25 protein-coding genes are annotated in these 22,805 nt (G+C 64.7%); 6 read left to right on the forward strand and 19 right to left on the reverse strand.

What is annotated here, in order from left to right:
• Nucleotides 1-40: 40 nt before the first annotated feature.
• Together treY and AKG11_RS09190 are read right to left on the reverse strand one after the other, a co-directional pair.
• Entirely contained in the window at nucleotides 41-2,599 is a 2,559-nt protein-coding gene (gene treY, locus AKG11_RS09185; protein WP_050743674.1) for a malto-oligosyltrehalose synthase, read from the reverse strand.
• Between the two features lie 140 nt (nucleotides 2,600-2,739).
• Nucleotides 2,740-3,603 carry a LysR family transcriptional regulator gene (locus tag AKG11_RS09190; RefSeq protein WP_050743675.1) on the reverse strand — a complete coding sequence of 288 codons (864 nt, stop codon included), beginning with the start codon at nucleotides 3,601-3,603 and terminating at the stop codon, nucleotides 2,740-2,742.
• A 131-nt stretch (nucleotides 3,604-3,734) separates the two neighbouring features.
• On the opposite strand from AKG11_RS09190, the gene AKG11_RS09195 reads away from it, so the two are divergent.
• Nucleotides 3,735-4,922 (forward strand): cyanate transporter, encoded by a 1,188-nt coding sequence (locus tag AKG11_RS09195; protein WP_050743676.1) that lies wholly within the window; start codon nucleotides 3,735-3,737, stop codon nucleotides 4,920-4,922.
• Between the two features lie 54 nt (nucleotides 4,923-4,976).
• On the opposite strand, the gene AKG11_RS09200 is transcribed toward AKG11_RS09195, so the two are convergent.
• Nucleotides 4,977-5,813 carry a bifunctional allantoicase/(S)-ureidoglycine aminohydrolase gene (locus AKG11_RS09200; protein ID WP_050743677.1) on the reverse strand — a complete coding sequence of 279 codons (837 nt, stop codon included), beginning with the start codon at nucleotides 5,811-5,813 and terminating at the stop codon, nucleotides 4,977-4,979.
• Between the two features lie 57 nt (nucleotides 5,814-5,870).
• Entirely contained in the window at nucleotides 5,871-6,464 is a 594-nt protein-coding gene (locus AKG11_RS09205) for an ankyrin repeat domain-containing protein (RefSeq protein ID WP_088016426.1), read from the reverse strand.
• A gap of 229 nt (nucleotides 6,465-6,693) precedes the next feature.
• On the opposite strand from AKG11_RS09205, the gene AKG11_RS09210 reads away from it, so the two are divergent.
• Nucleotides 6,694-7,620, forward strand: coding sequence for a cation diffusion facilitator family transporter (locus AKG11_RS09210; protein ID WP_023514695.1), 927 nt, complete (start codon nucleotides 6,694-6,696; stop codon nucleotides 7,618-7,620).
• A gap of 70 nt (nucleotides 7,621-7,690) precedes the next feature.
• On the opposite strand, the gene AKG11_RS09215 is transcribed toward AKG11_RS09210, so the two are convergent.
• Nucleotides 7,691-8,128: a pseudoazurin gene (locus tag AKG11_RS09215; protein WP_088016417.1), complete on the reverse strand. Its 438-nt coding sequence runs from the start codon at nucleotides 8,126-8,128 to the stop codon at nucleotides 7,691-7,693.
• Between the two features lie 187 nt (nucleotides 8,129-8,315).
• Nucleotides 8,316-9,011: a fumarylacetoacetate hydrolase family protein gene (locus AKG11_RS09220; protein ID WP_050743679.1), complete on the reverse strand. Its 696-nt coding sequence runs from the start codon at nucleotides 9,009-9,011 to the stop codon at nucleotides 8,316-8,318.
• Between the two features lie 176 nt (nucleotides 9,012-9,187).
• Here AKG11_RS09220 and hpaR point away from each other — a divergent pair, with 176 nt between their 5' ends.
• Nucleotides 9,188-9,667, forward strand: a complete 480-nt coding sequence (gene hpaR, locus AKG11_RS09225) for a homoprotocatechuate degradation operon regulator HpaR (RefSeq protein WP_023514698.1) — start codon at nucleotides 9,188-9,190, stop codon at nucleotides 9,665-9,667.
• A gap of 12 nt (nucleotides 9,668-9,679) precedes the next feature.
• On the opposite strand, the gene hpaI is transcribed toward hpaR, so the two are convergent.
• The 8 genes from hpaI to AKG11_RS09265 all read right to left on the reverse strand — a co-directional run bounded on the left by hpaI (nucleotide 9,680) and on the right by AKG11_RS09265 (nucleotide 17,331).
• Nucleotides 9,680-10,486 (reverse strand): 4-hydroxy-2-oxoheptanedioate aldolase, encoded by an 807-nt coding sequence (gene hpaI, locus AKG11_RS09230; RefSeq protein ID WP_050743680.1) that lies wholly within the window; start codon nucleotides 10,484-10,486, stop codon nucleotides 9,680-9,682.
• A 9-nt stretch (nucleotides 10,487-10,495) separates the two neighbouring features.
• Nucleotides 10,496-11,299 carry a 2-oxo-hept-4-ene-1,7-dioate hydratase gene (gene hpaH / locus AKG11_RS09235; protein ID WP_023514700.1) on the reverse strand — a complete coding sequence of 268 codons (804 nt, stop codon included), beginning with the start codon at nucleotides 11,297-11,299 and terminating at the stop codon, nucleotides 10,496-10,498.
• Nucleotides 11,296-12,171: a fumarylacetoacetate hydrolase family protein gene (locus AKG11_RS09240; RefSeq protein ID WP_050743681.1), complete on the reverse strand. Its 876-nt coding sequence runs from the start codon at nucleotides 12,169-12,171 to the stop codon at nucleotides 11,296-11,298. The genes hpaH and AKG11_RS09240 overlap by 4 nt, the downstream gene beginning before the upstream one ends.
• A gap of 35 nt (nucleotides 12,172-12,206) precedes the next feature.
• Nucleotides 12,207-13,187: a 3,4-dihydroxyphenylacetate 2,3-dioxygenase gene (gene hpaD, locus AKG11_RS09245; RefSeq protein ID WP_023514702.1), complete on the reverse strand. Its 981-nt coding sequence runs from the start codon at nucleotides 13,185-13,187 to the stop codon at nucleotides 12,207-12,209.
• Nucleotides 13,188-13,247: 60 nt separating this feature from the next.
• Nucleotides 13,248-14,765: a 5-carboxymethyl-2-hydroxymuconate semialdehyde dehydrogenase gene (gene hpaE / locus AKG11_RS09250; RefSeq protein ID WP_050743682.1), complete on the reverse strand. Its 1,518-nt coding sequence runs from the start codon at nucleotides 14,763-14,765 to the stop codon at nucleotides 13,248-13,250.
• A 22-nt stretch (nucleotides 14,766-14,787) separates the two neighbouring features.
• Nucleotides 14,788-15,174 (reverse strand): 5-carboxymethyl-2-hydroxymuconate Delta-isomerase, encoded by a 387-nt coding sequence (locus AKG11_RS09255; protein WP_023514704.1) that lies wholly within the window; start codon nucleotides 15,172-15,174, stop codon nucleotides 14,788-14,790.
• A 74-nt stretch (nucleotides 15,175-15,248) separates the two neighbouring features.
• Nucleotides 15,249-15,761, reverse strand: a complete 513-nt coding sequence (locus tag AKG11_RS09260) for a flavin reductase (protein ID WP_023514705.1) — start codon at nucleotides 15,759-15,761, stop codon at nucleotides 15,249-15,251.
• A 10-nt stretch (nucleotides 15,762-15,771) separates the two neighbouring features.
• Entirely contained in the window at nucleotides 15,772-17,331 is a 1,560-nt protein-coding gene (locus AKG11_RS09265) for a 4-hydroxyphenylacetate 3-hydroxylase N-terminal domain-containing protein (RefSeq protein ID WP_050743683.1), read from the reverse strand.
• 95 nt (nucleotides 17,332-17,426) lie between these two features.
• Between AKG11_RS09265 and AKG11_RS09270 the strand changes: the two genes are divergently transcribed.
• Together AKG11_RS09270 and tsaA are read left to right on the forward strand one after the other, a co-directional pair.
• On the forward strand, nucleotides 17,427-18,308 hold the full coding sequence (locus AKG11_RS09270; protein WP_082342389.1) for a helix-turn-helix domain-containing protein: 882 nt from the start codon (nucleotides 17,427-17,429) through the stop codon (nucleotides 18,306-18,308).
• A 114-nt stretch (nucleotides 18,309-18,422) separates the two neighbouring features.
• Nucleotides 18,423-18,911, forward strand: coding sequence for a tRNA (N6-threonylcarbamoyladenosine(37)-N6)-methyltransferase TrmO (tsaA, locus tag AKG11_RS09275; protein WP_050743684.1), 489 nt, complete (start codon nucleotides 18,423-18,425; stop codon nucleotides 18,909-18,911).
• A gap of 88 nt (nucleotides 18,912-18,999) precedes the next feature.
• Here tsaA and AKG11_RS09280 read toward each other — a convergent pair whose 3' ends face one another.
• Nucleotides 19,000-19,209, reverse strand: a complete 210-nt coding sequence (locus tag AKG11_RS09280) for a TOBE domain-containing protein (RefSeq protein ID WP_024271318.1) — start codon at nucleotides 19,207-19,209, stop codon at nucleotides 19,000-19,002.
• Between the two features lie 164 nt (nucleotides 19,210-19,373).
• Between AKG11_RS09280 and AKG11_RS09285 the strand changes: the two genes are divergently transcribed.
• Nucleotides 19,374-20,219: an amidohydrolase family protein gene (locus AKG11_RS09285; protein WP_050743685.1), complete on the forward strand. Its 846-nt coding sequence runs from the start codon at nucleotides 19,374-19,376 to the stop codon at nucleotides 20,217-20,219.
• A 2-nt stretch (nucleotides 20,220-20,221) separates the two neighbouring features.
• Here the strand turns inward: AKG11_RS09285 and AKG11_RS09290 are convergent, their stop codons facing one another.
• Genes AKG11_RS09290 through thiO form a run of 4 tightly spaced genes read right to left on the reverse strand, consistent with a single transcriptional unit; the run spans nucleotide 20,222 to nucleotide 22,803 of the window.
• Nucleotides 20,222-20,857, reverse strand: coding sequence for a thiamine phosphate synthase (locus tag AKG11_RS09290; RefSeq protein WP_050743686.1), 636 nt, complete (start codon nucleotides 20,855-20,857; stop codon nucleotides 20,222-20,224).
• On the reverse strand, nucleotides 20,854-21,627 hold the full coding sequence (locus tag AKG11_RS09295) for a thiazole synthase (RefSeq protein WP_023512877.1): 774 nt from the start codon (nucleotides 21,625-21,627) through the stop codon (nucleotides 20,854-20,856). The genes AKG11_RS09290 and AKG11_RS09295 overlap by 4 nt, the downstream gene beginning before the upstream one ends.
• 1 nt (nucleotide 21,628) lies before the next feature.
• On the reverse strand, nucleotides 21,629-21,826 hold the full coding sequence (gene thiS / locus AKG11_RS09300) for a sulfur carrier protein ThiS (protein WP_023512878.1): 198 nt from the start codon (nucleotides 21,824-21,826) through the stop codon (nucleotides 21,629-21,631).
• Nucleotides 21,823-22,803, reverse strand: a complete 981-nt coding sequence (gene thiO, locus AKG11_RS09305) for a glycine oxidase ThiO (protein ID WP_197283967.1) — start codon at nucleotides 22,801-22,803, stop codon at nucleotides 21,823-21,825. Before thiO ends, thiS begins: the two co-directional genes overlap by 4 nt.
• Nucleotides 22,804-22,805: the final 2 nt, after the last annotated feature.

Genomic DNA, 22,805 nt, shown 5'->3' on the forward strand with positions numbered 1-22,805 from the left:
CAAGTCTCTGTTCGCCCCTGGCCGCCTTGGCGAGAGTGCTTTAGGCGCTGACGAAGAGAGCGACAGGCTCCCCAGCAAGGGCTTCGGTGAGTGGCAGGTCGCCACCCAGAACCAATTTTCGGCCATCGAGTACGGATTGCACGGTGCGCCCGTAGAAGCGGTCGGGAATGGTGATGGAAATGCCGCGCATCGCGTCCTCCGTCAGGTGCAGGCTGCCGGGATGCGTCTTGCCGAAAGTGTGGCGCGGCGCCACGGTAATGGCAAACGCCTGTGGGGCGCCACGCAGGAAGGCGAGAGCTTGCGCGCCGCCATCCGAAAGGTCGAGTGGAAGGTAAGGGCCGGCGAACGGACCTTCGGGATGTTTCATTCGTGTGGCGAGCACGGTTGCCACCAGCCATTGCTTGTAGGAGGCGAAGGCAGTCCTTGTCGCGGGCGGCTTTTCCGACAGGATGCCGGATGGCAGCATGAACACGCGGTGCCCAGCCTTCCGCAAGGAGAAGTCGCCGCGCTCGCTGCCCTGCCTTATATCCGGAACGCCCGGCATGGTCAGTTTGATCAGCGTCTGTGCAAGGGCGTTCATCAGCCCGGCATCGATAAAGGGCGGCAATGTCGCGTCTAGATCGCGCAGGAAAGCGTCATTACCGAACAGGCCTTCGATGAGACCGGCAAGCGCCCGCTCTGGATGGGTGCCCGGCAGCCGGCCTTGCGGGCTGACATGCCTCTGGCTTTGCACGAAAACCTTCAGATCGGCGGCAAGGGACCGGATGGCCGCGCTGTCCTCAAGCCCCGCGACCGGCCAGATGGCTGCGATTGCATTGTAAAGCAGCCGTTCCGTATCCGGCTCCGGTGCGGTCCCGCCGGCCGGGTCGCGGATCACGGCGGCGCCGAGGGCAGACCAGCGCCCCGTCGCTGTGTGCCAGAGGTCCGGCGCCTCTGCGAGGGCGTGGAGCCGGGCTCTGGTGTCTCCGCCACAGGCAGCGCCGAACGGGGCGACAGCGGACAGGCCGTGCGGCATGGCTTCTGCGCGGGCCCGCATGGATGCGTGAAACGCCGCGGGGCCGTCCGGCAATCCGCCGCGCGCAGTGCTGCCGGTGTCCGTTGAGAGAAGCGCGTCGTCAGGCACTCTTGCCGCAACGCAGCCGCTCAATTGTTGGAAACGCGCGCGAAACTCGGTGCAGCCTGCAAGAGTAACCGCGATCCGGTCGTCGGCCAGCAGTTCCCAGATGAAGTCGATCGCCTCGCGGACCTCCGGTCGGTTTCCCTCCTGGGCCTGCTGTCGGGCCGTTGCGATGATCTCGCGGTCGCGTTCGCTGATATGCGTGGCGGTTGCGTATGTCCGTGCGACGGGGAGGGCGATGATCAAGGCGCGGATCGCCTCGGCAAGCGAGCTGCGGGAGAGGTCGGCATGGGATCGGTCGGCGAGAGCCTTTGCAAGGAGGGTCAGCTGTGCCGTCTCGCTCTCCAGGTCCCTCGTGAGGATCTGCCGCTTGCAGGCCTCCCGGACCGTTTCCGTTCGCAGGCCATCGTTGCCGGGGCCGGATGCCTCGCCGGGACGGCAGGCCATCATGCCGGTGAGTGCGGTGATGATTTCGCCGCCGGTCGTGCCGTGAACCGGCCATTCCGCCGCCAGCCGCTCGCTTCCTGCAAGGCGCTTGTCGACGATCAGATAGGCCGAACCGACGGCGGCGCGCAGCCGTTCCAGATAGGCACGCGGATCGCTGAACCCGTCGATGTGAAGGATCGCCAGCCCGTCCACCGTGCCTTCGCGCACGAGGTCGATGATCAGCCGGTGGCTGTCGTCAAAGACCCTGGTGTCGTCGAGGCGCAGTCCGACAAGGTCTGCGGATCGGGACAGTCGTCGGTAGCCGGCCTGTCGGCGCGCCGTCTTTCGTTCCACCAGCCGCCAGGGCTGCGCCTCGTGGATGGCCGTGATTCGCCCCGGATCGTGCGAGATTTCGGCAAGTATGCGCGCCACGACCTCCTTCTCGTCGATGACGGCACGCGTGCTGGCAGCGGCACCCTCGAAGGCTGCTGTCGGGGCGGCGATCAGCAAGAGGTCGTCGCCGCGTGCTGCGAGAGCTTGCGGGCCTGTCTCGGGATGCAGGGGATAGAAGTCGCCGCGGTAGCACAGCGACAGGACGCCTCGCTCCGGATCCAGCGCGAGGCGGATCCTGCCGCTCGCGGCTTCCGCCGCGAAATCCCTGTCGAGTATGGGCAGGGTCAGTTTTTCCGACCAGTCGATATCGAAATGCCCGGAAAACGGACTTTCCTTTCCCCAGGTGAGGACGCTGTGCCACCAGGGGTTTTCAAGGCTTGCGGCCACGTGGTTCGGTGCGATGTCTAGGATGAGGCCTAGGCCTTTCGCCTTCAGATCGCCGGCAAGCTGGCGAAGGCCATCGAGGCCGCCGAGGGCAGGATCGACAGCATTGGGATCGATGACATCGCGGCCATGGGGCGATCCCTTCACCACCGTCATCACCGGCGAAGCGTGCAGATGACTGATGCCGAGATGCTGGAGATAGGGCACCAACTGACGTGCCCTCGCGAAGTCCATGCCGTTTCGGAACTGCAGGCGGTAGGTGGAGGAAGGGCGGGTCATGGGGTCCTGAAATGTGCGTTTTCTCGCTCAGAAAACGCAGATACCCCCGAATTGTTCCAACGCAATTTTCAGAGCGTGCCGAATACCCGATCCGTTCTCCGCAGCAGATAAAAAACAGGCCGGGCAGCGAGCGCTTTCTGCTAGGCGATGGAGTTCCTTTCACGGGCAAAATGCCGCTTGAGGATGTCGAGAACCTCGCTTGCGAGTTCACCGACGATGCCGTTCCGCTCCCAGGAATAAAGCGAGGCGACGACCGGTGGCTCAGGCGGGAAATCGGCAAAGCGTTTTACCCGCCAACCCTTCGCCGCATCGACGGGCAGCAGCGAGAGGCCGAGGCCGGCCTCGATAGCCATCAGCACGTTGCGCAGGCTGGCAGAGGTGAAGGCGACATACCAGCGCTGCCGCTCTCGCTCCAGCCTGTCGAACATGGCATCGCGATAGAGCCCGCCGGGCGGGAAGGTGACGAGCGGCACGGGATCGGGCAAGTCCGCTGGTGCGTCCAGCGCGGCGAACCAGGCGATCGGCTCTTCGAAACTCGCCCAGCTGTCGGCGCTCGGCGTGTCCTCCTTGAGCACGACGATATCGAGTTCACCGGAACGATAGCGCCGCGTGAGGTCCGCACGCAGTCCCGTGGTGACGTCGAGACGCGCCTCCTTGTGGCGCTTGGCGAAGGCCGCGAAGGCGTGGGCCATTTCGGGCGTTGCGATGTCGTCGGGCATGCCGATACGCACCGAAGTGGTGCCGGAGGTCTCGGCGACCAGTGCCAGCACCTCGGTCTGCAGCGCGAGGATGCGCCGGGCGTGGCCGAGCAGGCGCTCGCCGGTCACCGTCAGGCGCACCGGTCGCGCGGCGCGATCAACCAGCTCCCGGCCGATCGCCTCCTCGAGACGGGCGATCTGCTGGCTCATCGTCGATTGAGTCATGTGCAGACGGTCGGCCGCGGCAGTGAAGCTGCCGGCATCGGCAATTGCCACGAAAGCCCGGAGCAGGCGCGGATCGAGCACGGGGTCTCCATCGAAAATCGGAATGGCAGCTATCTAAACATCTAATTTGCGCATGATTCAAGCCAGTGATAGCGATAGGCGAGGGTTGGTGCCTGTGCCTCGGCCTGTCTTTTCAGCACGAAAGTCGAACCATGACGGATACGCGCTCCGGCCGCGATTGGGCAATGCTTGCACTGGTGGTCCTGATCGGCCTCAATCTCAGGCCCTTCCTGGCGGCTCCGGCCCCGATCCTTGCGGAGATCGGTGCGGATACCGGCCTCGGTCTTGGCGGCATCGCTATGCTGACGCTTCTCCCCATGCTTCTGATGGGCCTCGGCGCCTTTGCCGCACCGGGTCTTCTGGTGCGGCTGGGTGCCCGGCGTGGCTTGCTGATTGCGCTGACCGTGCTTTTCGCTGGCTCGGCGCTGCGCCTCGTTGCAGGGGATGGCCCGTCGCTGATCGTGACGGCGGCGCTCTGTGGCGTCGGCGTCGCTTTCATCCAGGCTGCCTTTCCCGGCATCATCAAGGCACGCTTTCCGACGAGCGTGCCTGTCGTGACAGGGCTCTATTCGGCGATGATCATGGCTGGCGGCGCTTTCGGGGCGCGGATGATGCCGGTGCTCGTGCATGCCGGCTATAGCTGGCGGGCGGCGCTTGCCTGGCTGGCGTTGCCGGTTGCCGTCGCGCTCGCCGCATCCTGGCGCATCCTGTCCGACGTGAAAGCGAGCCGGCCCGATGGGACGCTGACGCGTCGGCTCCTGTGCCGGCCGCGGACCTGGGTGCTGATGGGCGCCTTCGGGCTGATCAATGCCGGCTATTCCTCGCTGATCGCCTGGCTTGCACCCTATTACCAGGCACAGGGCTGGACGAGCGCCGACAGCAGCAATCTCGTCGCGGTCATGGCGGTCTGCCAGGCCGTCGCGGCGCTTGGCCTTCCCATCCTGGCGCGCCGCAATGTCGACCGTCGCCGCTGGCTTTGGCTGACGATCTTTTTCCAGGCTGTCGGCTTCTTCGGCCTTGCCTGTCTTCCCGTCATGGCGCCGGCCATGTGGGCCGGGCTGTGTGGCGCGGGCCTTGGTGGCAGCTTCGCGCTTGCCATCGTCACGGCGCTCGACCACCTGCCGCGGCCCGAACAGGCCGGTGCGCTTGCCGCGCTGATGCAGGGCGGGGGCTTTCTCATCGCCGCGCTCGGCCCCTATGCGATGGCGTTGCTGCATGACTGGACGGGTGGCTTTGCGGCGGGCTGGGGGCTGCATCTCGGCTGTGTGCTTGTAACGGCACTGCTCTATCTGCGCTTCGATCCTCGGCACTATCCGGCGGCGATGCCGTTCATGCCGTGAACGAGAAAACCCGCGCCGGATGCAGCGCGGGTTTTTCGTCGCGGGGCGTCGGACTTAACGGCGGCTGCCGAACGGGCGCAGGTTCATGTGGCGGTTGACGTCCTTGTAGAGCAGGTAGCGGAATGGCTCGGGGCCGCCGGCATAGCAGGCCTGCGGGCAGAAGGCGCGCAGCCACATGAAGTCACCGGCTTCCACTTCCACCCAGTCCTGGTTGAGGCGGTAGACGGCCTTGCCCTGCAGCACATAGAGGCCGTGCTCCATGACATGGGTTTCCGCAAAAGGAATGACGGCGCCGGGCATCAGCGTGACGATCGTCACATGCATGTCGTGGCGCAGGTCGTTCGGATCGACGAAGCGCGTTGTCGCCCATCCCCCGTTTGTGCCGGGCATCGCGTTCGGGGTGATGTCCCTTTCGTTGAGGATCAGCGGCTCGGGATGAGCAAGGCCATCGACGGCCTCATAGGCCTTGCGGATCCAGTGGAAGCGGGCATGGGCGCCCGAGCGGTTGTGCAGCGACCATTTCAGGGCTGGCGGCAGGAAGGCGTAACCGCCTGGCTGCAGCGTGTGCTTGCCGGTCGGCAGCGTCAGTTCCACCTCGCCATCGACGACGAAGAGCACGCCCTCGGCCTCGGGATCCTGTTCCGGTCGGTCGCTGCCGCCACCCGGCGCCACTTCCATGACATATTGTGAGAAGGTCTCGGCAAAGCCGGAAAGCGGGCGAGCGATGACCCAGCAGCGCGTGTCGTTCCAGAAGGGCAGGAAGCTGGTGACGATGTCCTGCATCACCCCCTTGGGGATCACAGCATAGGCCTCGGTGAAGACGGCGCGGCCGGTCAGGAGGTCGCTCTGCGGGGGGTGGCCGCCGAGGGAGGAGTAATAGCTTCGTTGCATCGTCTCAGGCCCTTTGGTTGAGTGTTTCCGGTGGTCTCAGCGGGCGTTGGCCGCCCTTTATTTCTTCGCGCCGGCCTTTTCCAGCAGCGCGGCGATCTCGTCATAGCCGCGGCCGCGGGCGTGCTGCAGCGGGCTGACGCCGTCATTGTCGGCAAGCTCGATCTTGGCGCCGGCGGCGATCAGCAATGCGACGATCTTGACGTGGCGTGGGCCGCCATCGCCGAGGATGATTGCTTCTAGGAGCGCCGTCCAGCCGAGACGGTTGACGTGGTCGACGTCGGTGCCGGCCTTGATCAGCGTCTCGACGGTCTCGACATGGCCGCGTTCGGCAGCCGGAATGATGGCGGTGCCGCCATAGCGGTTGATGCTCTTGAGATCAGCGCCGTGGGCGAGCGTCAGCTTGAGAATTTCGAGATGGCCGCGTGCCCCGGCATAGAGATAGGGGCTGTCGCTGATGTCGTCCTTGGCGTTGACGTCGGCGCCGGCCTCGATCAGCGCGCGTGCGGCGTTCACCTTGTTGCCATGCGTGGCGACGAGCAGTGCCGTCGCACCGCTGGTGTCGCGCGCGTCGATGTCCGCACCCTTGGCGAGCAGTGTCTTGATGGCGGCGATGTCGTCTGCCGCGGCGGCCTTGTGCAGTTGCGTATCCATGGTGTTTTCAGCGGCAAGAAGGGGAGGGCAGAGGGCCGCAAGGAAGAGCCAGGCCGACAGCAGGGCAAGTTTCAGCATGCGCGTTCCCGTTGGTTCATGGCGGCAAACTAGCAGGGGCCGGGGGCATTAGAAAATTAAATGTGTAAATCCGGATCATGCAGAAGATGGAATTTGTCCGGGGTGCCGGCTATAAGCCGCAGGCACCCTCGAACAATGGAAAGGACCGGCCATGAAGACGGAACAGGGGCTTCTGCGCATTTCCATCCTGGTCACCATCCTCCTGGCCGGCGTCGGCATCCTTTTCGGCATTCTCTCAGGCTCCTTCGCCATCATTTTCGATGGTGTCTATGCGTTGACGGATGCTGTCATGACGGTGATCGCCCTGCTCGTCTCGAACCTGATCGCTGCCTCGGCGGCCGGTGGGGCCGGCAAGGGCCGGCTGGTCAAGCATTTCACCATGGGCTTCTGGCACCTCGAACCCATGGTGCTCGGCCTCAACGGCATCCTGCTGACGGGCGCGGCGATCTACGCACTAATCAATGCCGTCAGCAGCCTTCTGGACGGTGGCCGGCCGCTCGACTTCGACCAGGCGATCCTCTATGCCGTCGTCACGCTTGCCGTCACCACCGCTATGGCGATCATCGCCAGTCGGGCCAACCGCACGATCCAGTCCGATTTCGTCGCCCTCGACGCCAAGGCCTGGATGATGTCGGCGGGACTGACCGGCGCGCTGCTCATCGCCTTCGTCTTCGGTTTTCTCATCCAGGGCTCGGCCTATGAGTGGCTATCGCCCTATATCGACCCCTTGGCGCTGGCGCTCGTCTGCCTCGTCATCATCCCCATTCCGGCCGGCACGATCCGCCAGGCTTTGGCCGATATCCTGCTGGTGACCCCGTCCGACCTGAAGAGCCACGTCGATACGGTCGCGAAGACCATCGTCGAGCGGTATGGCTTTCTGTCCCATCGGGCCTATGTCGCAAGGGTCGGCCGCGGCCGACAGATCGAGCTCTTTTTCATCGTTCCGGAGGATTTTCCGGCCAAGAAGCTGCAGGAATGGGATGATATCCGCGACGAGGTCGGCGCGGCGATCGGCGACGAGGGGCCGGATCGCTGGTTGACCATCGCCTTCACCACCGATCCGGAATGGGCCGATTGACGGGTGAAAAGAAAACCCGGTGCGGATCGCTCCGCCCCGGGTTCCGCCCCCCGCCCCGAAGGGAGAGCCGTTACAGGCCTGCTGCCGCGATGGCGGCGTCCATGCGCTCGCGGGCCTTTTTCGGCAGCTTGCCCGTCTTGACCGCATCGAGATTGGCCGGCGCGTCGCCGACGACCACCACGCCCACCATGCCCATGCCGACATGCGGCGTGCATTTGACGCCATAGGCGCCGGCCTTGTCGAAGGTGACCTTGAAGTTCTCGTTGATCTTGCTCTTGAAGGCTTCGGCGCCCTCGGGAATCATGCCCTTGATCGTCTCGACATTGTGGCCCTTGTCGGTGGGGATGAAGGTGATGGTATCGCCGGGTGCGACCTTCACGAAGGCGGGCTCGAACACCATGGCGCCCTCGGCGCCCTTGTTCAGCATATGCACTTCGAAATCTGCCGCTGCTGCCGGAAGCGCAAGCGCCAGAATGACTGCTGCCGCGCCGACGATGCTCTTTGCCATGGTACGCACTGGAATTCTCCTTGCTGACGAACGTCTTTCGTTCATGAGCAAGGAAGTAGACCCGCCGGAGGTCTCGCTCTTTGACTTTAATCAAACAACGCGGCGATGGTGCGTGGCGTCCTGTCGCAGGCCCAGAGGGCTCCCTGAACCAGGGAGCCGCGCCATCCTCCGGCTTGCGGTCCGTTGATCAGGCGACGGTGAAGCGCACCTCGTCCAACCCGTCGATATGCGCGATCATCGTGTCGCCCTTTGCCACCGCGCCGACGCCGGCCGGCGTGCCCGCGAAGATCAGGTCGCCGGGCTTCAAGGTGAAGAGGCGCGAGAGATAGGCGATCATCTCCGGCACTTTCCAGATCATCTGATTGAGGTTGCCGTCCTGGCGGATCGTGCCGTTGATCGTAAGCCGGATCGTGCCTTCTCCGGGATGGCCGATCTCGGCGGCCGTGTGAACCGGGCCGCACGGCGCGGATTGCTCGAAGGCCTTTGCGATTTCCCAGGGCCGGCCGTGTTTCTTGGCCTCCGCCTGCAGGTCGCGGCGCGTCATGTCGAGGCCGACGGCATAGCCGTAGACGCAGTCGAGCGCGCGCTCGACGGGAATGTCCGTGCCGCCGCTCTGGAGGGCGACGACCAGCTCGACCTCGTGGTGGACATCGCGGCTGGCAGCAGGATAGGGAAAGGGGGTGCCGGGCAACACCACGGTGTCGGGGTTCTTCTGGAAGAAGAAGGGCGGCTCCTTGTCGGGGGCATGACCCATCTCGATCGCATGGTCCGCGAAATTGCGCCCGACACAATAGATGCGATGGATGGGAAAGAGCGCGGTGCTGCCCCGGATCGGCAGGGCCGGAACCGGCGACGGCGGGAAGATATAGTTTGTCTCTGGCATGGATGTTTCAGGCGTCATGGGCTGTTGCACTTTCGCTGGGCTGGCTTCACCGGCGACGCTAGCATGCCGGACAGCTGCAATCGATCCGTTGATCTTGTTCTATACTGTTCCCCGCGCATTGCGCAGGCCGGAAAAATCGCGGATAGAGGCAGGAAGACGAACGGTGCCCTCTCGACATGACCAATCCCGACGAAACGAAGGATTCCCTGCCGCGTGAGCGGCGGCGGTCGCTCGCCATCGGCCTCCTGAAGGCCCGCGAAGCGGTGATGAGCCATTTCCGGCCGATCCTTGCCGATCACGACGTGACCGAGCAGCAGTGGCGGGTCATCCGGGTGCTCTCGCAGGCCGGCACGCTCGATGCGACGGAAGTGGCCGAGAAGGCCTTCATCCTAGCGCCGAGCCTGACGCGCATGCTGCGCTCGCTTGAGGAGCGCGGTCTGATCACCCGACACAAGGACAAGGAAGACGGCCGCCGCGTTCTGCTGCGGCTCGCGCCGGCCGGCCAGGCGGTCATCGACGAGGTCATGCCGGATTCCCGCCGTGTCTATGCGGATATCGATGCCCGTTTCGGTGCCGAGCGTGTCGAAGCGCTGCTCGACATGCTGGAGGAGCTCGCCGCCCTCAAGCTCGACGGCAAGGCAGGCGGCGAAGAATAGCGTTTTATCGGCTCAGTAGACCTTGGCGCCGGCCGGAGCTTTTGCCGGCTCGGCAGCTCTGAAATCGGCAAGGAGCTTGGTCGTGGCATTGGCGAGCAGCGTCACGTCGTTGCCGATGGCGACGAAGGTGGCGCCGAGCTCCAGATAGCGCTTGGCGAGCCCGAGGTCGCCGATCAGGATGCCGGCTGCCTTGCCGTGCCCCTGGATCTTCTTCAGTGCCTTTTCCACCTCCGCCTGCACTTCGGGCGCACCCGGCTTGCCGAGGAAACCCATGTCGGCGGCAAGGTCGGCCGGGCCGATGAAGACGCCGTCAACCCCCTCGGTTCCGGCGATGTCATCGAGCGCCTCCAGCCCGGCGCGGCTTTCGACCTGCAGCAGCAGGCAGATCTCCGCGTTTGCCGTCTGCAGATAGTCCGTTGTGCGGTTGAAGGCGGAGGCTCTGGCGAGTGCCGCACCGACGCCCCGTACGCCATGCGGCGGGTAGCGCACGGCCTTCACCATCGTCTTTGCCATCGCCTTGCTGTCGACCATCGGGATCAGCAGCGTTTGCGCGCCGATGTCGAGCAGTTGCTTGACGATCCAGGTCTCGCCGATCGCTGGACGGATGACGGCGTGGCTTGGGGTCCCCTTCATCGCCTGGAGCTGCGAGACGAGCAGGGGCACGTCGTTCGGCGCGTGTTCGGCATCGAGCAGCAGCCAGTCGTAGCCGGCTTCGGCGCAGATTTCGACCGTGTAGGGATTGGCGAGCGCCTGCCAGAGGCCGATCTGCGCCCGGCCTTCCTGGAGCGCCTGCTTGAAGCGGTTTTTCGGGGCGGGCATCGAAAACTCCTATGCGAAGAACAGGCTGACGGTGCCGTAGGGGCCGAAATCGCCTGATATCGTATCGCCGTGGCGGGCTTCCACCGGGCGGATGAACGAGCCGGCGAGCACGATCTGCCCGGCCTCGATGCCGTCACCATATTGCGCCAGCCGGTTGGCGAGCCAGGCGACGCCACGGGCGGGCTGGTTGAGCACGCCGGCGCCGAGGCCGGTTTCCTCCACTTCCGCATTGCGGCTGACGATGGCGCCCATCCAGCGCATGTCGATCTGATCAGGACGCACGGCGCGCCCGCCCGTGACGATGCCGGCATTGGCGGCATTGTCGGAGATCGTGTCGAAGATGGTGCGGGCCTTCTTCGTCTCGGGATCGACGCGCAGGATGCGTGTATCGAGGATTTCCAGCGCCGGGGTTACATAGTCCGTGGCGTTCAGCACGTCGAAGACGGTGACGCCCGGTCCCTTCAGCGGCGCCTTCATGACGAAGGCAATCTCCGCCTCGACGCGCGGCTGGATGAAGCGGCCGGCCGGCACGGTCGCGCCGTCCTCGAAGACCATGTCGTCGAACAGCACGCCGGAATCGGGAATGTCGATGTTCAGCGCGTATTGCATGGCCTTGGAGGTGAGGCCGATCTTCCAGCCGACGACCCGGCGGCCGTCGGCGATCTTCTTCTTCACCCAGGCGCCCTGGACTGCATAGGCATCGCCCATGGTGATCGCGGGGTGCTTCAGCGAGAGAAGGCCGGTCTGGATGCGGGTGCGCTCGGCCTCGTCGAGGCTTGCCGCGGCGGCGTGGATCTCCTCGGGCGTCATCATGGGGTGGCCTCGTCGGCGATGGTGTTGCGGAGCGTGCCGATACCCTCTGCCTCCACTTCGACCACATCGCCCGGCTTCAGCCAGATCGGCGGATCGAAGCGTGCACCGGCGCCGGTCGGGGTGCCTGTCACGATGACGTCACCCGGCACCAGCGTGGTGAAGGTGGAGATGTAGGCGATGATCTTGCGGAAGGAAAAGATCATGCGGCTGGTGCGGTCGCTCTGGCGCACCTCGCCGTTGACGCGTGTTTCGAGCTTGATGTCGGCGAGCTGGCGTTCATCCGCATAGGGCACCAGCCAGGGGCCGATCGAGCCGGTCCGGTCGAAGTTCTTGCCCTGGGTGACGTTGAACTTGGCATGGCGCACCCAGTCGCGGATGGTACCCTCGTTGCAGAGCGAGAGTGCCGCGATGTGGCCGAGCGCGTCGGTCTCCGAAATCCGCCGCCCGCCCTTGCCGATGACGATGACGATCTCGCCCTCATAGTCGAGCTGCGGGCTTTCCGGCGGGCGGATCAACGGCCGGTCGTGGCCGGTGAAAGAGCGCGGGAAGCGGATGAACAGCGACGGATTTGCCGGCGCAGCCTGGCCGTCCTTGTACTCCTCGTTGCGATCAGGAAAATTCACGCCGACGCAGATGATCTTCTCCGGCGCAGGGATCGGGATCTCGTAGCTGATCGCATCCAGCGGATGATCCGGCTTTTGCCCGGCGGCCGCGGTTAGCAGTTCACCGAAGGCACCGGCTTCCACCACCTCCTTCAGGGTCGGAAAACGGTCGGCAAACCGCGTGGAAAGGTCGATCACGCCGTCCGCGACGATCAGGCCGTAGCCTTTGCGCGGGCCGATGCTGAAGCTGGCAAATCTCGGGTGGTTCATCCTGTCTTCCTTCATCTCTGCGGCCGGTTTGCGCCTCACGGTGCAATGATGGGCTGGGCCTTGAGCTGCGGTTCCATGACCTCTGTGCCGGCGAAGAGGCTGCCGTGTTCGAACCAGGATTTCGGCGCCGGAGCGCCCCAGAGGGTCTGGCGCTGCGGGTCCTTCAGATCCCACTTGATCGGTTCGAGATCGGGGTCGACGGTCTGGTAGTCCGAGCAGTAGATCTCGATGCGGTGCCCGTCGGGGTCGAGGATGTACAGGAAGAAGGCATTGGAAATGCCATGGCGGCCGGGGCCGCGCTCGATGTTGGAAACCCAGCCGGTCGTCGCCATCAGGTCGAGCAGGTCGATGATGTTGAGCGGCGTCGGCACCCAGAAGGCGGTGTGGTGCAGGCGGGGTCCGCGGCCGTTGGTGAAGGCGATGTCGTGCACGCCGCCCTTACGATGGGTCCAGGCGGCCCAGAGCTTCCCGGTCTCTTCGTCTTCCGTATATTCCGTCACGCGGAAGCCGAGTTCGTTGTAGAAGGCGACGGAGGCGTCGACATCGGGCGAGAAGCAGTTGAAGTGGTCGATGCGCAGCGGCTTGACGCCGCGATAGAGCGCATATTTCTGGTGGATCGGCGGCAGGCGGTCCATCTTGGTGTAGAATTCCAGGGGGATGCCGTGCGGATCGCGCGTGCGGAAGGTGCGGCCCTGGTAAGGGCGCTCGACCCATTCCACCGGCAGGCCCTTGCCCTTGAAGAAGTGCACCGCCTTTTCGAGGTCCTCCTCGTCGAAGACCTTGAAGCCGAGGTCGCGGGCTTCCGATTTTCCGGATTTCTTCAGCACGATGCAATGGTGGCCGCGCTCTTCCATGGCGCGCAGATAGATCGTGTCTGCGGTCTCGTCCGTCACCTGCAGGCCGAGCGTATCGACATAGAAGGCGCGGGACTTTGCAAGGTCGGTAACGCCGAACTCGACATGGCTGAGGCGCACGATGTTGAAGGGCGGGTAGAGGTTTGGCTGGGGTACGGGCATGGGTTCCTCCTCAAGCCCGCCTCGACGGGCGAGAGCGGGTGCAATCTGGTTTTCCGGCGATCAGCCGGCAAGCTTCGGGATGGCGTGGGCGCCGGTGGCAAAGGCGATGTTCTTCGTCTCCATATAGAAGTCGAAGGACCAGTCGCCGCCATCGCGGCCGATGCCGGAATTCTTGACGCCGCCAAAAGGCGTCGGCAGGTGGCGCACATTCTCCGAATTTACCCAGATCATGCCGGCATCGAGATGATCGGTGAAGCGGAACGCGCGCGTGACATCCGATGTCCAGAGATAGCTGGTGAGGCCGTACTGGACGTCGTTGGCGAGGGTGAGGGCCTCGGCTTCGTCCTTGAAGGGAATGGCGGTCAGCACCGGCCCGAAAATCTCCTCCTGGGCGATGCGCATACCGTTGTTCGCGCCGGTGAAGAGCGTCGGCGCAACATAGCAGCCGCCACCCGGTCCGTCGAATTTTTCTCCGCCAGCGGTGACCGTCGCGCCCTCGGACCGGCCGATCGCGATGTATTCGAGAACCTTCTTCTCGTGCACGGGATGGATGAGCGGGCCGACGACGGTTTCCGGATCGAGCGGATGGCCGACCTTGATGCGTTTCGCCTTCTCCGCAACAAGGGCGGTGAAGCGCTCGTAGATGCTCTCCTCCACCAGCACGCGGGAGGAGGAGGTGCAGCGCTCACCATTCAGCGAATAGATCATGAAGACGACGGCGTCTGCCGCGCGTTCGAGATCGGCATCGGCGAAGACGATGACCGGGTTCTTGCCGCCAAGCTCGAAATGTACGCGCTTCAGCGTGTCGGCGCCCTGTTTCATGATCATCGATCCGGTGCGACTTTCGCCGACGAAGCCGATGGCCTTGATCAGGGGATGTTCGGTCAGCGCCTTGCCGGCATCTTCGCCAAAACCGTTGACGAGGTTCCACACCCCCTTTGGCAGGCCCGCATCCTCGGCGATCTCCACCAGCAGGCGCGCCGTCAGCGGCGAGAATTCGGCCGGCTTGTGCACGATGGTGCAGCCGGCAGCGAGCGCCGGGGCGATCTTCCAGGTGGACAGCATGAAGGGCGTGTTCCACGGTGTGACAATGCCGACGGGGCCGATCGGCACGCGGGTCGTCATGTTGATCTGGCCCTCAGTGCGCAGCGTCTTGCCGTCGCGGGCCTCAGGAGCGCGGTCGGCGAAGAAGCGGAAGTTCTCTGCGCCGCGTAGCGCGGCCTTGGCCATGAAGCGCAGCGACTGCCCGGTGTCCATGCATTCGACGAAGGCGATTTCCTCCGCCCGTGCCACGATGGCGTCGGCAATCTTGTGCAGCAGTTTTTTACGCGTTCCGCCCGACATGGCGGCCCAGTCTGCGAAGGCGGCCCTGGCGGCCTTTGCCGCACGGTCGATGTCTGCGGCGGTGCCCTTTGCCACCACCGCGAGCGGCGCCAGGTCGACGGGGGAGATGGTCTCGAAGGTCGCGCCGCCTTCGGCCGGCAGATCCTCACCGGCGATGCGGTTCAGAACGCCCTTTTCCTTGAAGCGGGCGAGATAGGCCGCCGCCTTCGCCATGTTTTCCTGGTATTTCGACATGAGATCTTCCTGGGAATGTCCGTTATTTGGCGCGCAGGCGCGGATGGATGGCGTTCTTCTTCCAGCTCAGTTCCGCATCGATCTCGCGGATTTCCAGCGAAAGCGCGAAGTGCGGCGTCTCGAGGAGCGGGGCGAGGAGCCTGCTTGCGGTGGCAAACAGCGCTTCGCCCGTGCGCTTCTTTTCTTCCGCGCTGCGGCCCTTGCCGATGCGCAGGTTGAGGTCGACGAAGGCGTTTTCCGGCAGAAGGTCGGCAATGGCATAGTGCTCGGCCCTGAACGCCCGCACGCGCACCGCGCCGATCTCGAAAAGCCCGGTTTCCAGCACTGTCTGGAGCAGCGCCGCGCAGAGGGCGTCAGGATCCGCGCGGCCTTCCAGATTGGCCGAATACTCCACTGTCAGATGCGGCATGGTTCCTCCCGCGTACGGCAATTTTATTTAACATGTTAAATAGAGAGTCGCTTGTCAAGAGGCTACCGCCGCCTTTAGCCGCCGAAGCTGCCGGTCTGGGTCGGCACATGCACGTAGTTGCGGTCGAAATAGAGCAGTGCATGCCCGTCGCGCCGGCTACGGATGTCCACGACCTCGCCGATCAGGATGTTGTGTGTGCCCACCAGCCGGGCCTCCGTCAGCCGGCAGTCGAAGGAAACGATCGCGTCGGTGAGTGCCTGGTTACCGGAGGGGAGATCGGTCCAGGCCGCATCGGCATAGCGCGCCTCCATATCGGCCTCGCGCCCGGCGAAGGAGGCGGCGAGTGTTTTGTGCTCCTGCGTCAGCACGTTGACGCAGAAGCGGCGGTTCTCGATGAAGAGGCCGCTTTGTGCCGAGCGGCTGTTCATGCAGACGAGCAGCGTTGGCGGTTCGTCGGTCACCGAGCACATGGCGGTGGCGGTGAAGCCGCCGCGCCCGGCGCCCCCCTTGGTGGTGATCACGTTGACCGGGGCGCAGACCCGGGCCATCGCATTGCGGAACTCGGTTCTGGAAATGCCGGTGTCCATGGCGCGCTCCTCATTCGGCCGCGTCGCGGACTGCATCGCCGCCAAGCGGCGGCAGCCAGGTGTCGCCGGTCCAGCCACTTTCGTCGTAGTCGGCCATGCACTGGTCGACCAGCGCCTCCATCTCCTTCAGCCGCCCGCCGCGCTCGGCGCCCTTCAGCACCTGCAGGCGCACTTCTTCCGGCGCGCCGGCATAGTTCAGCTCGTAGAGCGCGTGGCGGCCGCCGAATTCCGTGCCGGTCGCATCCCACAACAGCTTCATGATCTTGATGCGCTCGACATGGCCCATGTCGTTCGAGCCGCGCACATATTGCGCGAGATAGCGGTCGATCTCCGGGTTCGAGAAGTCTTTTGCCGAGGAGGGCAGGTAGATGAGGCCGGAGGCCACCGTGCGGCGAACGATGTCGATGACCTTCGGATAGGCCTCCGACATGAAGGTGCGGTAGCAGAGCGCCGCCTCGAGGTTCGGCAGCACCGCGCCGTTCGCCCAGGGAATCGGGTTGTAGGCCATGGCGTTGGAGAAGGACCAGAACTGGTGGCGGATGGCGATCACCTCGCCGAGCATCGCCCGGTTGCCGCGGAACGCATCGCCGCCGGTGGCGCGCAGGGCCTTCGCGAGCAGGCCGGCGAGAAAGTCCATCTTCACCGCAAGCCGCGTGCAACCCTGGAAGCAGTAGCCGTGCATGAAGCCCGAGGCCGGGTGGAAGGACAGGATCTTGGCCGCGTCGCGCAGCACCAGCACGTCCTCCCAGGGCACGAAGACATTGTCGAGCACCAGGATCGCATCGTTCTCGTCGAAACGCGAGGAGAGCGGGTAGTCGAAGGGGTGGGCCGCGGTTGCCGCTGTCTGTTCGTAGGAGGTGCGGCAGAACATCTTCACGCCGGGCGCATTCATCGGCAGGATGAACATGACCGACAGCGACGGGTCCTCGGTGACGGTCGCCGAACTCTGGGCGAGGAAATTGTAGTGGGTCAGCGCTGAGGAGGTGGCGACGACCTTGGCGCCCGAGACATAGATGCCGGCATCCGTTTCCTTCGTGATGTGCACGAAGACGTCCTTCACCGCATCGGCCGGTTTGTGGCGGTCGATCGGCGGGTTGACGATGGCGTGGTTCATGAAGAGCACGCTTTCCTGCGCTCGGCTGTGCCAGGAAAGTGCATTGTCCTTGAACGGACCGTACCAGTCGGCATTGGCGCCGAGCGTGTTCATCAGTGCCGCCTTGTAGTCGGCCGTGCGACCCATCCAGCCGTAGGACATGCGCGCCCAGTCGGCGATGGCGCCCTGCTGGGCGACGAGATCGGCTGAAGAATGGGCGACGCGGAAATATTTGTGCGTATAGCCGCCGGAACCGGTGTCGGTCGGCGATGTCAGGCGCTCTTTGCGTGCCGGATCGTGCAGCGCATCGTACATGCGGGCGATGGAGCGGGCTGAGTTGCGCATGGCCGGGTGTCTGGTGACATCGGCGATGCGCTCGCCATTGATATAGACCTCGCGCCCGTCGCGCAGGCTTGCGAGATATTCGGCGCCGGTGAACGGCCGGGTCTTGTCGCTGCGATGGTCTTCCGCGCGCATGGTGATCTCCTCCTTGAAAATCCTGACAAACGCTAAGTCGGGAGCGTCTGGAGTGCCATGGACAAACACGGCAATTCGCTGGTACTTTTTCCGGCATGATCGCTCGCAAAGATGTTCCCGCCTTCTTCGTTTATGGTGAACCGAGCCGTGTGCTCGACGTCGGGTTCCTGCATGTCGAGACGGTGATGGAGCGGAAAAGCCTGCATTTCGGCCGAGTCGCGCCGCACAAACATCCGCTGATGGGGCAGGTCACCTACTGGTTCAAGGGCGAGGGCCGCTACAGGATCGAGGATCGGACTTGGAGTTTTTCCGCTCCGGCGATCAGCTTCGTGCCGAGCAACGTCGTGCACGGCTTCGATGTCGACGACCGGTCGGATGCCATCGTTGTCTCTATCTCGGACGACCAGCTGAGGGCGATGGCGCCGCAGGTGGATCTGGCGCTCGATGCGCCGGTGCTGCTTTCCGGTGCGGCGGATGCCCCCGGCTGGATGCGGATCGATACGCTGCTCGCCATGGTGATGGAGGAATATCGCGGCGGCGCGGGAGCGAGCGAACGGGTGCTCGCCGGGCTGATCGCGGTCGTCCTCTCGCTGATGGCGCGACTTGGCGGCCCGGGCGGCTTTGCGGCGGCCTCGCCTGCGGTTGCGCTGGGGCTGGAGCTGCGCCGTGCCATCGACCGGCACTACCGGGAGGATTGGCCTGTCGGGCACTATGTCGAACGGCTGGCGACGACGCCGCACCTACTCGACAAGGCGGCGCGTACGGTCTTTGGCCAGACGGTGAAGGATATGGTGCTGGAGCGGCGCTTGCTGGAGGCCAAGCGTCTGCTGCGTTTCACCATTCGCCCGGTGGAGGACATTGGCCGGGAGATCGGCTTCGAGGACCCCGCCTATTTCTCGCGTTTTTTCCGCAAGCGGGCCGGGCTTTCCCCGACAGACTGGCGTTTGCGAAATGCCGAGGCGTCCGGTGCCGGCTGAGGCTGCTTGTGTCCGGTGTCAATCTGTCGCCGTCTTTGAGCCTGCTGGCCTCTTTCCCTCGCGGCGCCAGCCGGTTATCGTCGTATCCTTATAAATATAGCGATGGAGCGTTGCATGGTCCGGCTGAATGAAATCCGCGAGAATGAAGTGGCCATCACTCCGCCGGAGACAGCGGATGCGCAGATTGTTTTCATCGGCCGGATTTCGACGCCCTGGACCTCGCGCATGGAAACGCCGCGTCAGGGGCGCCCAGATGGTCCGGTCTGCACCATCGAGGTCTTCGAGCCCTGGGTGCAGGCACTGAAGGGGGCAGAGCGTTTTGAACGGCTGGAGGTGCTCTACTGGCTTCACCAGTCGCGCCGCGACCTCGTGTTGCAGAGCCCCGCTTCGAACGGCGAAGTGCATGGCACCTTCTCGCTGCGCTCGCCTGTCCGGCCCAATCCGATCGGCACGTCGATCGTCTTGCTGGAGAAGATCGAAGGCAGCCGGCTCTTCGTGCGCGGTCTCGACTGCCTCGATGGCACGCCGCTGATCGACCTGAAGCCGGATCGAAACCTGTTCAAACCGATTGCGCCGCCCCAGAAGGGCGATTTCGCGACCTAGCCCGTGTCTATGTGCACGAAGATCGGCGATTAACGGAATTCTCATAAGGCGCGATGCGGTTTTGCGCCCGGAACCATGCCGAAACACTTTAGTCGTCGATCGCCACCATCACGTCCGATGCCTTGATCAGCGCATAGGCCTCATGGCCGGCAGCAAGGCCGAGTTCGTTCACCGCATCATTGGTGATGGCGGCGGTGATGATCGAGCCGCCGACATCGATGCGGACATGGGCCGTTGTCGCGCCGAGGACGACTTCGACGATCTTGCCCTTGAGGCGGTTGCGCGCGCTGACCTTCATGCGGTTCCTCCTGTTGCTGGAAGGGAGGTAGGAGAGCCGGGCCGGATTGGTAGTCCTCGCGGTGCTTTTTTGCTGGATGAAATGGGCTGCTATAGGTGTATAAATTCGTATTTGAATAGAGAATTCTTCTATGGCAGTGTTCGCCCTGCTTGGAGGAGGCCGGCATGATCGTCGATACGCACCTGCATCTCATCTACCGGGACCGGCTGTCCTATCCTTGGCTTGCCGGCGCGCCGTCGCTCGATGCCGATTTCACGCAGGAGATTTATGCGCGGGAGGCGTGCCGCCTCGGTATCGTCGCGGCGCTGCATATGGAAGTGGACGTCGCGGAGGGTGATATCGCGCGCGAGACGGCCATGGTTGAAGGGCTTGCGGGGGAGGCGGGCAGCCTTCTCGTCGGTGCCATCGCCGCTTGCCGGCCGGAATCGCCGGATTTCCCGACCTATCTCGAGACGGTCCTTGCCAATCCCTTCGTTCGCGGTTTCCGTCGCGTGCTGCATGTCGTGCCGGATGATATCTCCGAAGGCACTCTCTTCCGCGAAAACATAGGACGGCTGGCGGGCACCGGCCTCAGTTTCGACCTTTGCGTTCTGCCGCACCAGATCGAGAAGGCGATTGCGCTCGCCGACCTTGCCCCCGATGTTTCCTTCGTGCTCGACCATTGCGGCGTACCCGACATCAAGAGTGGCGGCTTCGATACCTGGAAGGGGCCGGTCGCAGAGATCGCGCGCCGGCCGAATGTCACGGTAAAGCTGTCCGGCATCCCCGCCTATGGTGGGGAAGACTGGACCCTGGAGGACCTGAAACCCTATTTCACCCACGTGGCGGAAAGCTTCGGCTTCCAGCGCATGGTTTGGGGCAGTGACTGGCCGGTCTGCACGCTAGGCGGTGGGCTTTCCACCTGGATCGGCGCGACGCAGGCGCTGCTGTCCGGCGTCAGTCTGGAAGACAAGTGCCGCGTGCTCTCGGAAAATGCCCGGCGGCTCTGGAAAATTGCGCCGGGAGCCTGACGTCAGGCGGTGCCGCCCTTCTGCAAGCTCCGTTCACGCCAGCGCGCCGTGCGCGCGATCCATTCGCGTGTGCGCGCCTCCGGATCTGCGTTCAACGTGATGTCGGTCACCACCGCGGCGCTGTCAGCGCCGTTTTCGAAGACGGCTTCCAGGCGATCCGGGTTGAGGCCGCCGATCGCGACGAGGGGAACGGGCGCGATGCGCGCCTTCCAGTCGCTGAGCCGCTCGACGCCCTGCGGCGCCCATTTCATCTTCTTGAGGATCGTCGGCCAGACCGGGCCGAGCGCGATGTAGTCAGGCCTTGCCGCGAGGGCGATGTCGAGCTCTGCTTCGTCATGGGTGGAAAGGCCGAGCTTCATGCCGGCCGCACGAATGGCGCTGGCATCGGCGCTCGCCAGATCCTCCTGACCGAGATGCACGTAGTCGCAGCCCTCCTCGATGGCGATCTGCCAATAATCGTTGACGATGAGCTGGCAACCATGCTTCGCGCAGGTGGCTTTCGCCCGGCGGATTTCGTCGCGTAGCTGATGGTCCGGGATGTTCTTCATGCGCAGCTGCACGAGTTTCACGCCGATGGGCACCAGCCGGCCGATCCAGTCGGCACTGTCGACGATGAGGTAGAAGGGATCGAGTGTCATGAGAAGACCGCCTTTCCGATGACGGGGGTGGAGGGGACGGCCATGTCGCGCGGCTCCAGCGGTACGGCGGCGTGGGCAAGGCGGCCGGCATCGATGGCGAGCGCGAAGGCTTCGGCCATCGCCGCCGGATCGCCGGCGCCGGCGACGGCGGTGTTGAGCAGCACGGCGTCATAGCCGAATTCCATGACGCCGGCGGCGTGCGAGGGGCGGCCGATGCCGGCATCGACAATCAGTGGCACATCAGGGAAATGCGCCCGGAAAGTGCGCAGCGCCATCGGGTTGACCGGCCCCATGGCCGAGCCAATCGGCGCGCACCAGGGCATCAGCACGCGGCAGCCGGCCTCGATCAGCTTTTCTGCGACGACGAGGTCGTCCGTCGTATAGGGGAAGACTTGAAAACCTTCGCCCGTCAGGATGCGTGCGGCTTCCACGAGGCCGAAGACATCGGGCTGCAGCGTGTCGTGATGGCCGATTACTTCGAGCTTGATCCAGTCCGTGCGGAAGACCTCGCGCGCCATCTTCGCCGTCAGCACGGCCTCCTGCACGCTGTGGCAGCCGGCGGTGTTGGGCAGGACATGCACACCGAGCGCATGGATCAGCTCGAAGAATGCGCCGCCCGCCTTGCCGCCGGCAGTTTCCCGCCGCAGCGACACGGTAACGATCTCCGCTTTCGCGCGCCGCACGGCCTCGGCGAGGATTGCGGGGGAGGGATAGCGCGCGGTTCCGAGCAGCAGGCGGGATTGAACCTCGATGTCGTAGAGTTTCAGCATGTCAGCCTCCCTGCATGGGCGAGAGGATTTCGATGCGGTCGCGTGTGCCGAGCGTGAAGCCGGCGCGATCCTCGCGGTGCACCAGCTCGCCGTTGACGGCCGTCGCCAGCCACTCGCCCTCGTAGTCGAGGGCGGAGAGAAGATCCGCGAGCGTGGTTGCCGCGATCTCCTGTTCCTCGCCGTTGATGATGAGGGTCATGATGCCCTCCTTTCCGATGGGGCCTGTTCTGCAAGAAGCCGCCGCGCGACCTCCGCCGCCATTGCGGGAGCCAGCAGGAAGCCGTGGCGATAAAGGCCGTTCACATGGAGCGTGCCGTCGTGTTCGCTCACGCGTGGCAGGTTGTCGGGAAAGGCCGGGCGGATGCCTGCGCCGGTGTCCGCAAGCCGTGCCTCACCGAAAGTCGGGTGCAGCGTGTAGGCGGCGTTCAGCAGTTCCATGAGCGAGCGGGCGGTGATGCCGCCGTCGTCGGCGCTCTCGATCATGGTCGCGCCCACCATGAAGCGGTTCCTTCCGCGTGGCACGATGTAGATCGGGTGGCGCGGATGCAGCAGGCGGACGGGGCGGGAGAGGTTGATTTCCGGGGTTTCCACATAGAGCATTTCGCCGCGCACGCCCCGAAGGCCCGGCAGCTGGCCGATCCGGGCTGCACCGGTGCAGTCGATCACGCGGTCGTAGCGATCGGCATCCGGGTTGGCGCAGAACAGGAAGCGCATGCGTGCCTCCTCGAGCCCGGCGGTGAGCGCCGAAAGCGCCCGCTGCGGGTCGAGATGGGCTTCCTGCCGAAAGAACAGGGCCTTGGGGAAGCGGCCGGCGAGATCCGGTTCCAGCTCGGCAATGGCTGCGCCGTCGAGCCATTCCCAGCCGCTCGTGCGGCGGGCGAAGCGGTCGAGCTCCGCGGCATCGCGGCCGGCGGCAACGACCAGCGTTCCCCGGCGCTTGACATGGCCGGGCACGGCCGCTTCCCACCAGTCTGCGGCCGAGCGGCCGAGCGCCAGAACGGGCTCTTCCGCGCTTTCCCGCTCGCACCAGGGGGCCAGCATGCCGCCGGCGAAGCCGGAGGCACCAAGGCCGACCTTTTCGGCGCGTTCGGTGATGGTGACGTCGAAGCCGTGGCGATAGAGCTGCCAGGCGACGGTGAGGCCGGCAACGCCGGCCCCCTTGACGAGGACGCGCATGG

Source organism: Shinella sp. SUS2 (assembly GCF_001262505.1).
Classification (GTDB): domain Bacteria; phylum Pseudomonadota; class Alphaproteobacteria; order Rhizobiales; family Rhizobiaceae; genus Shinella.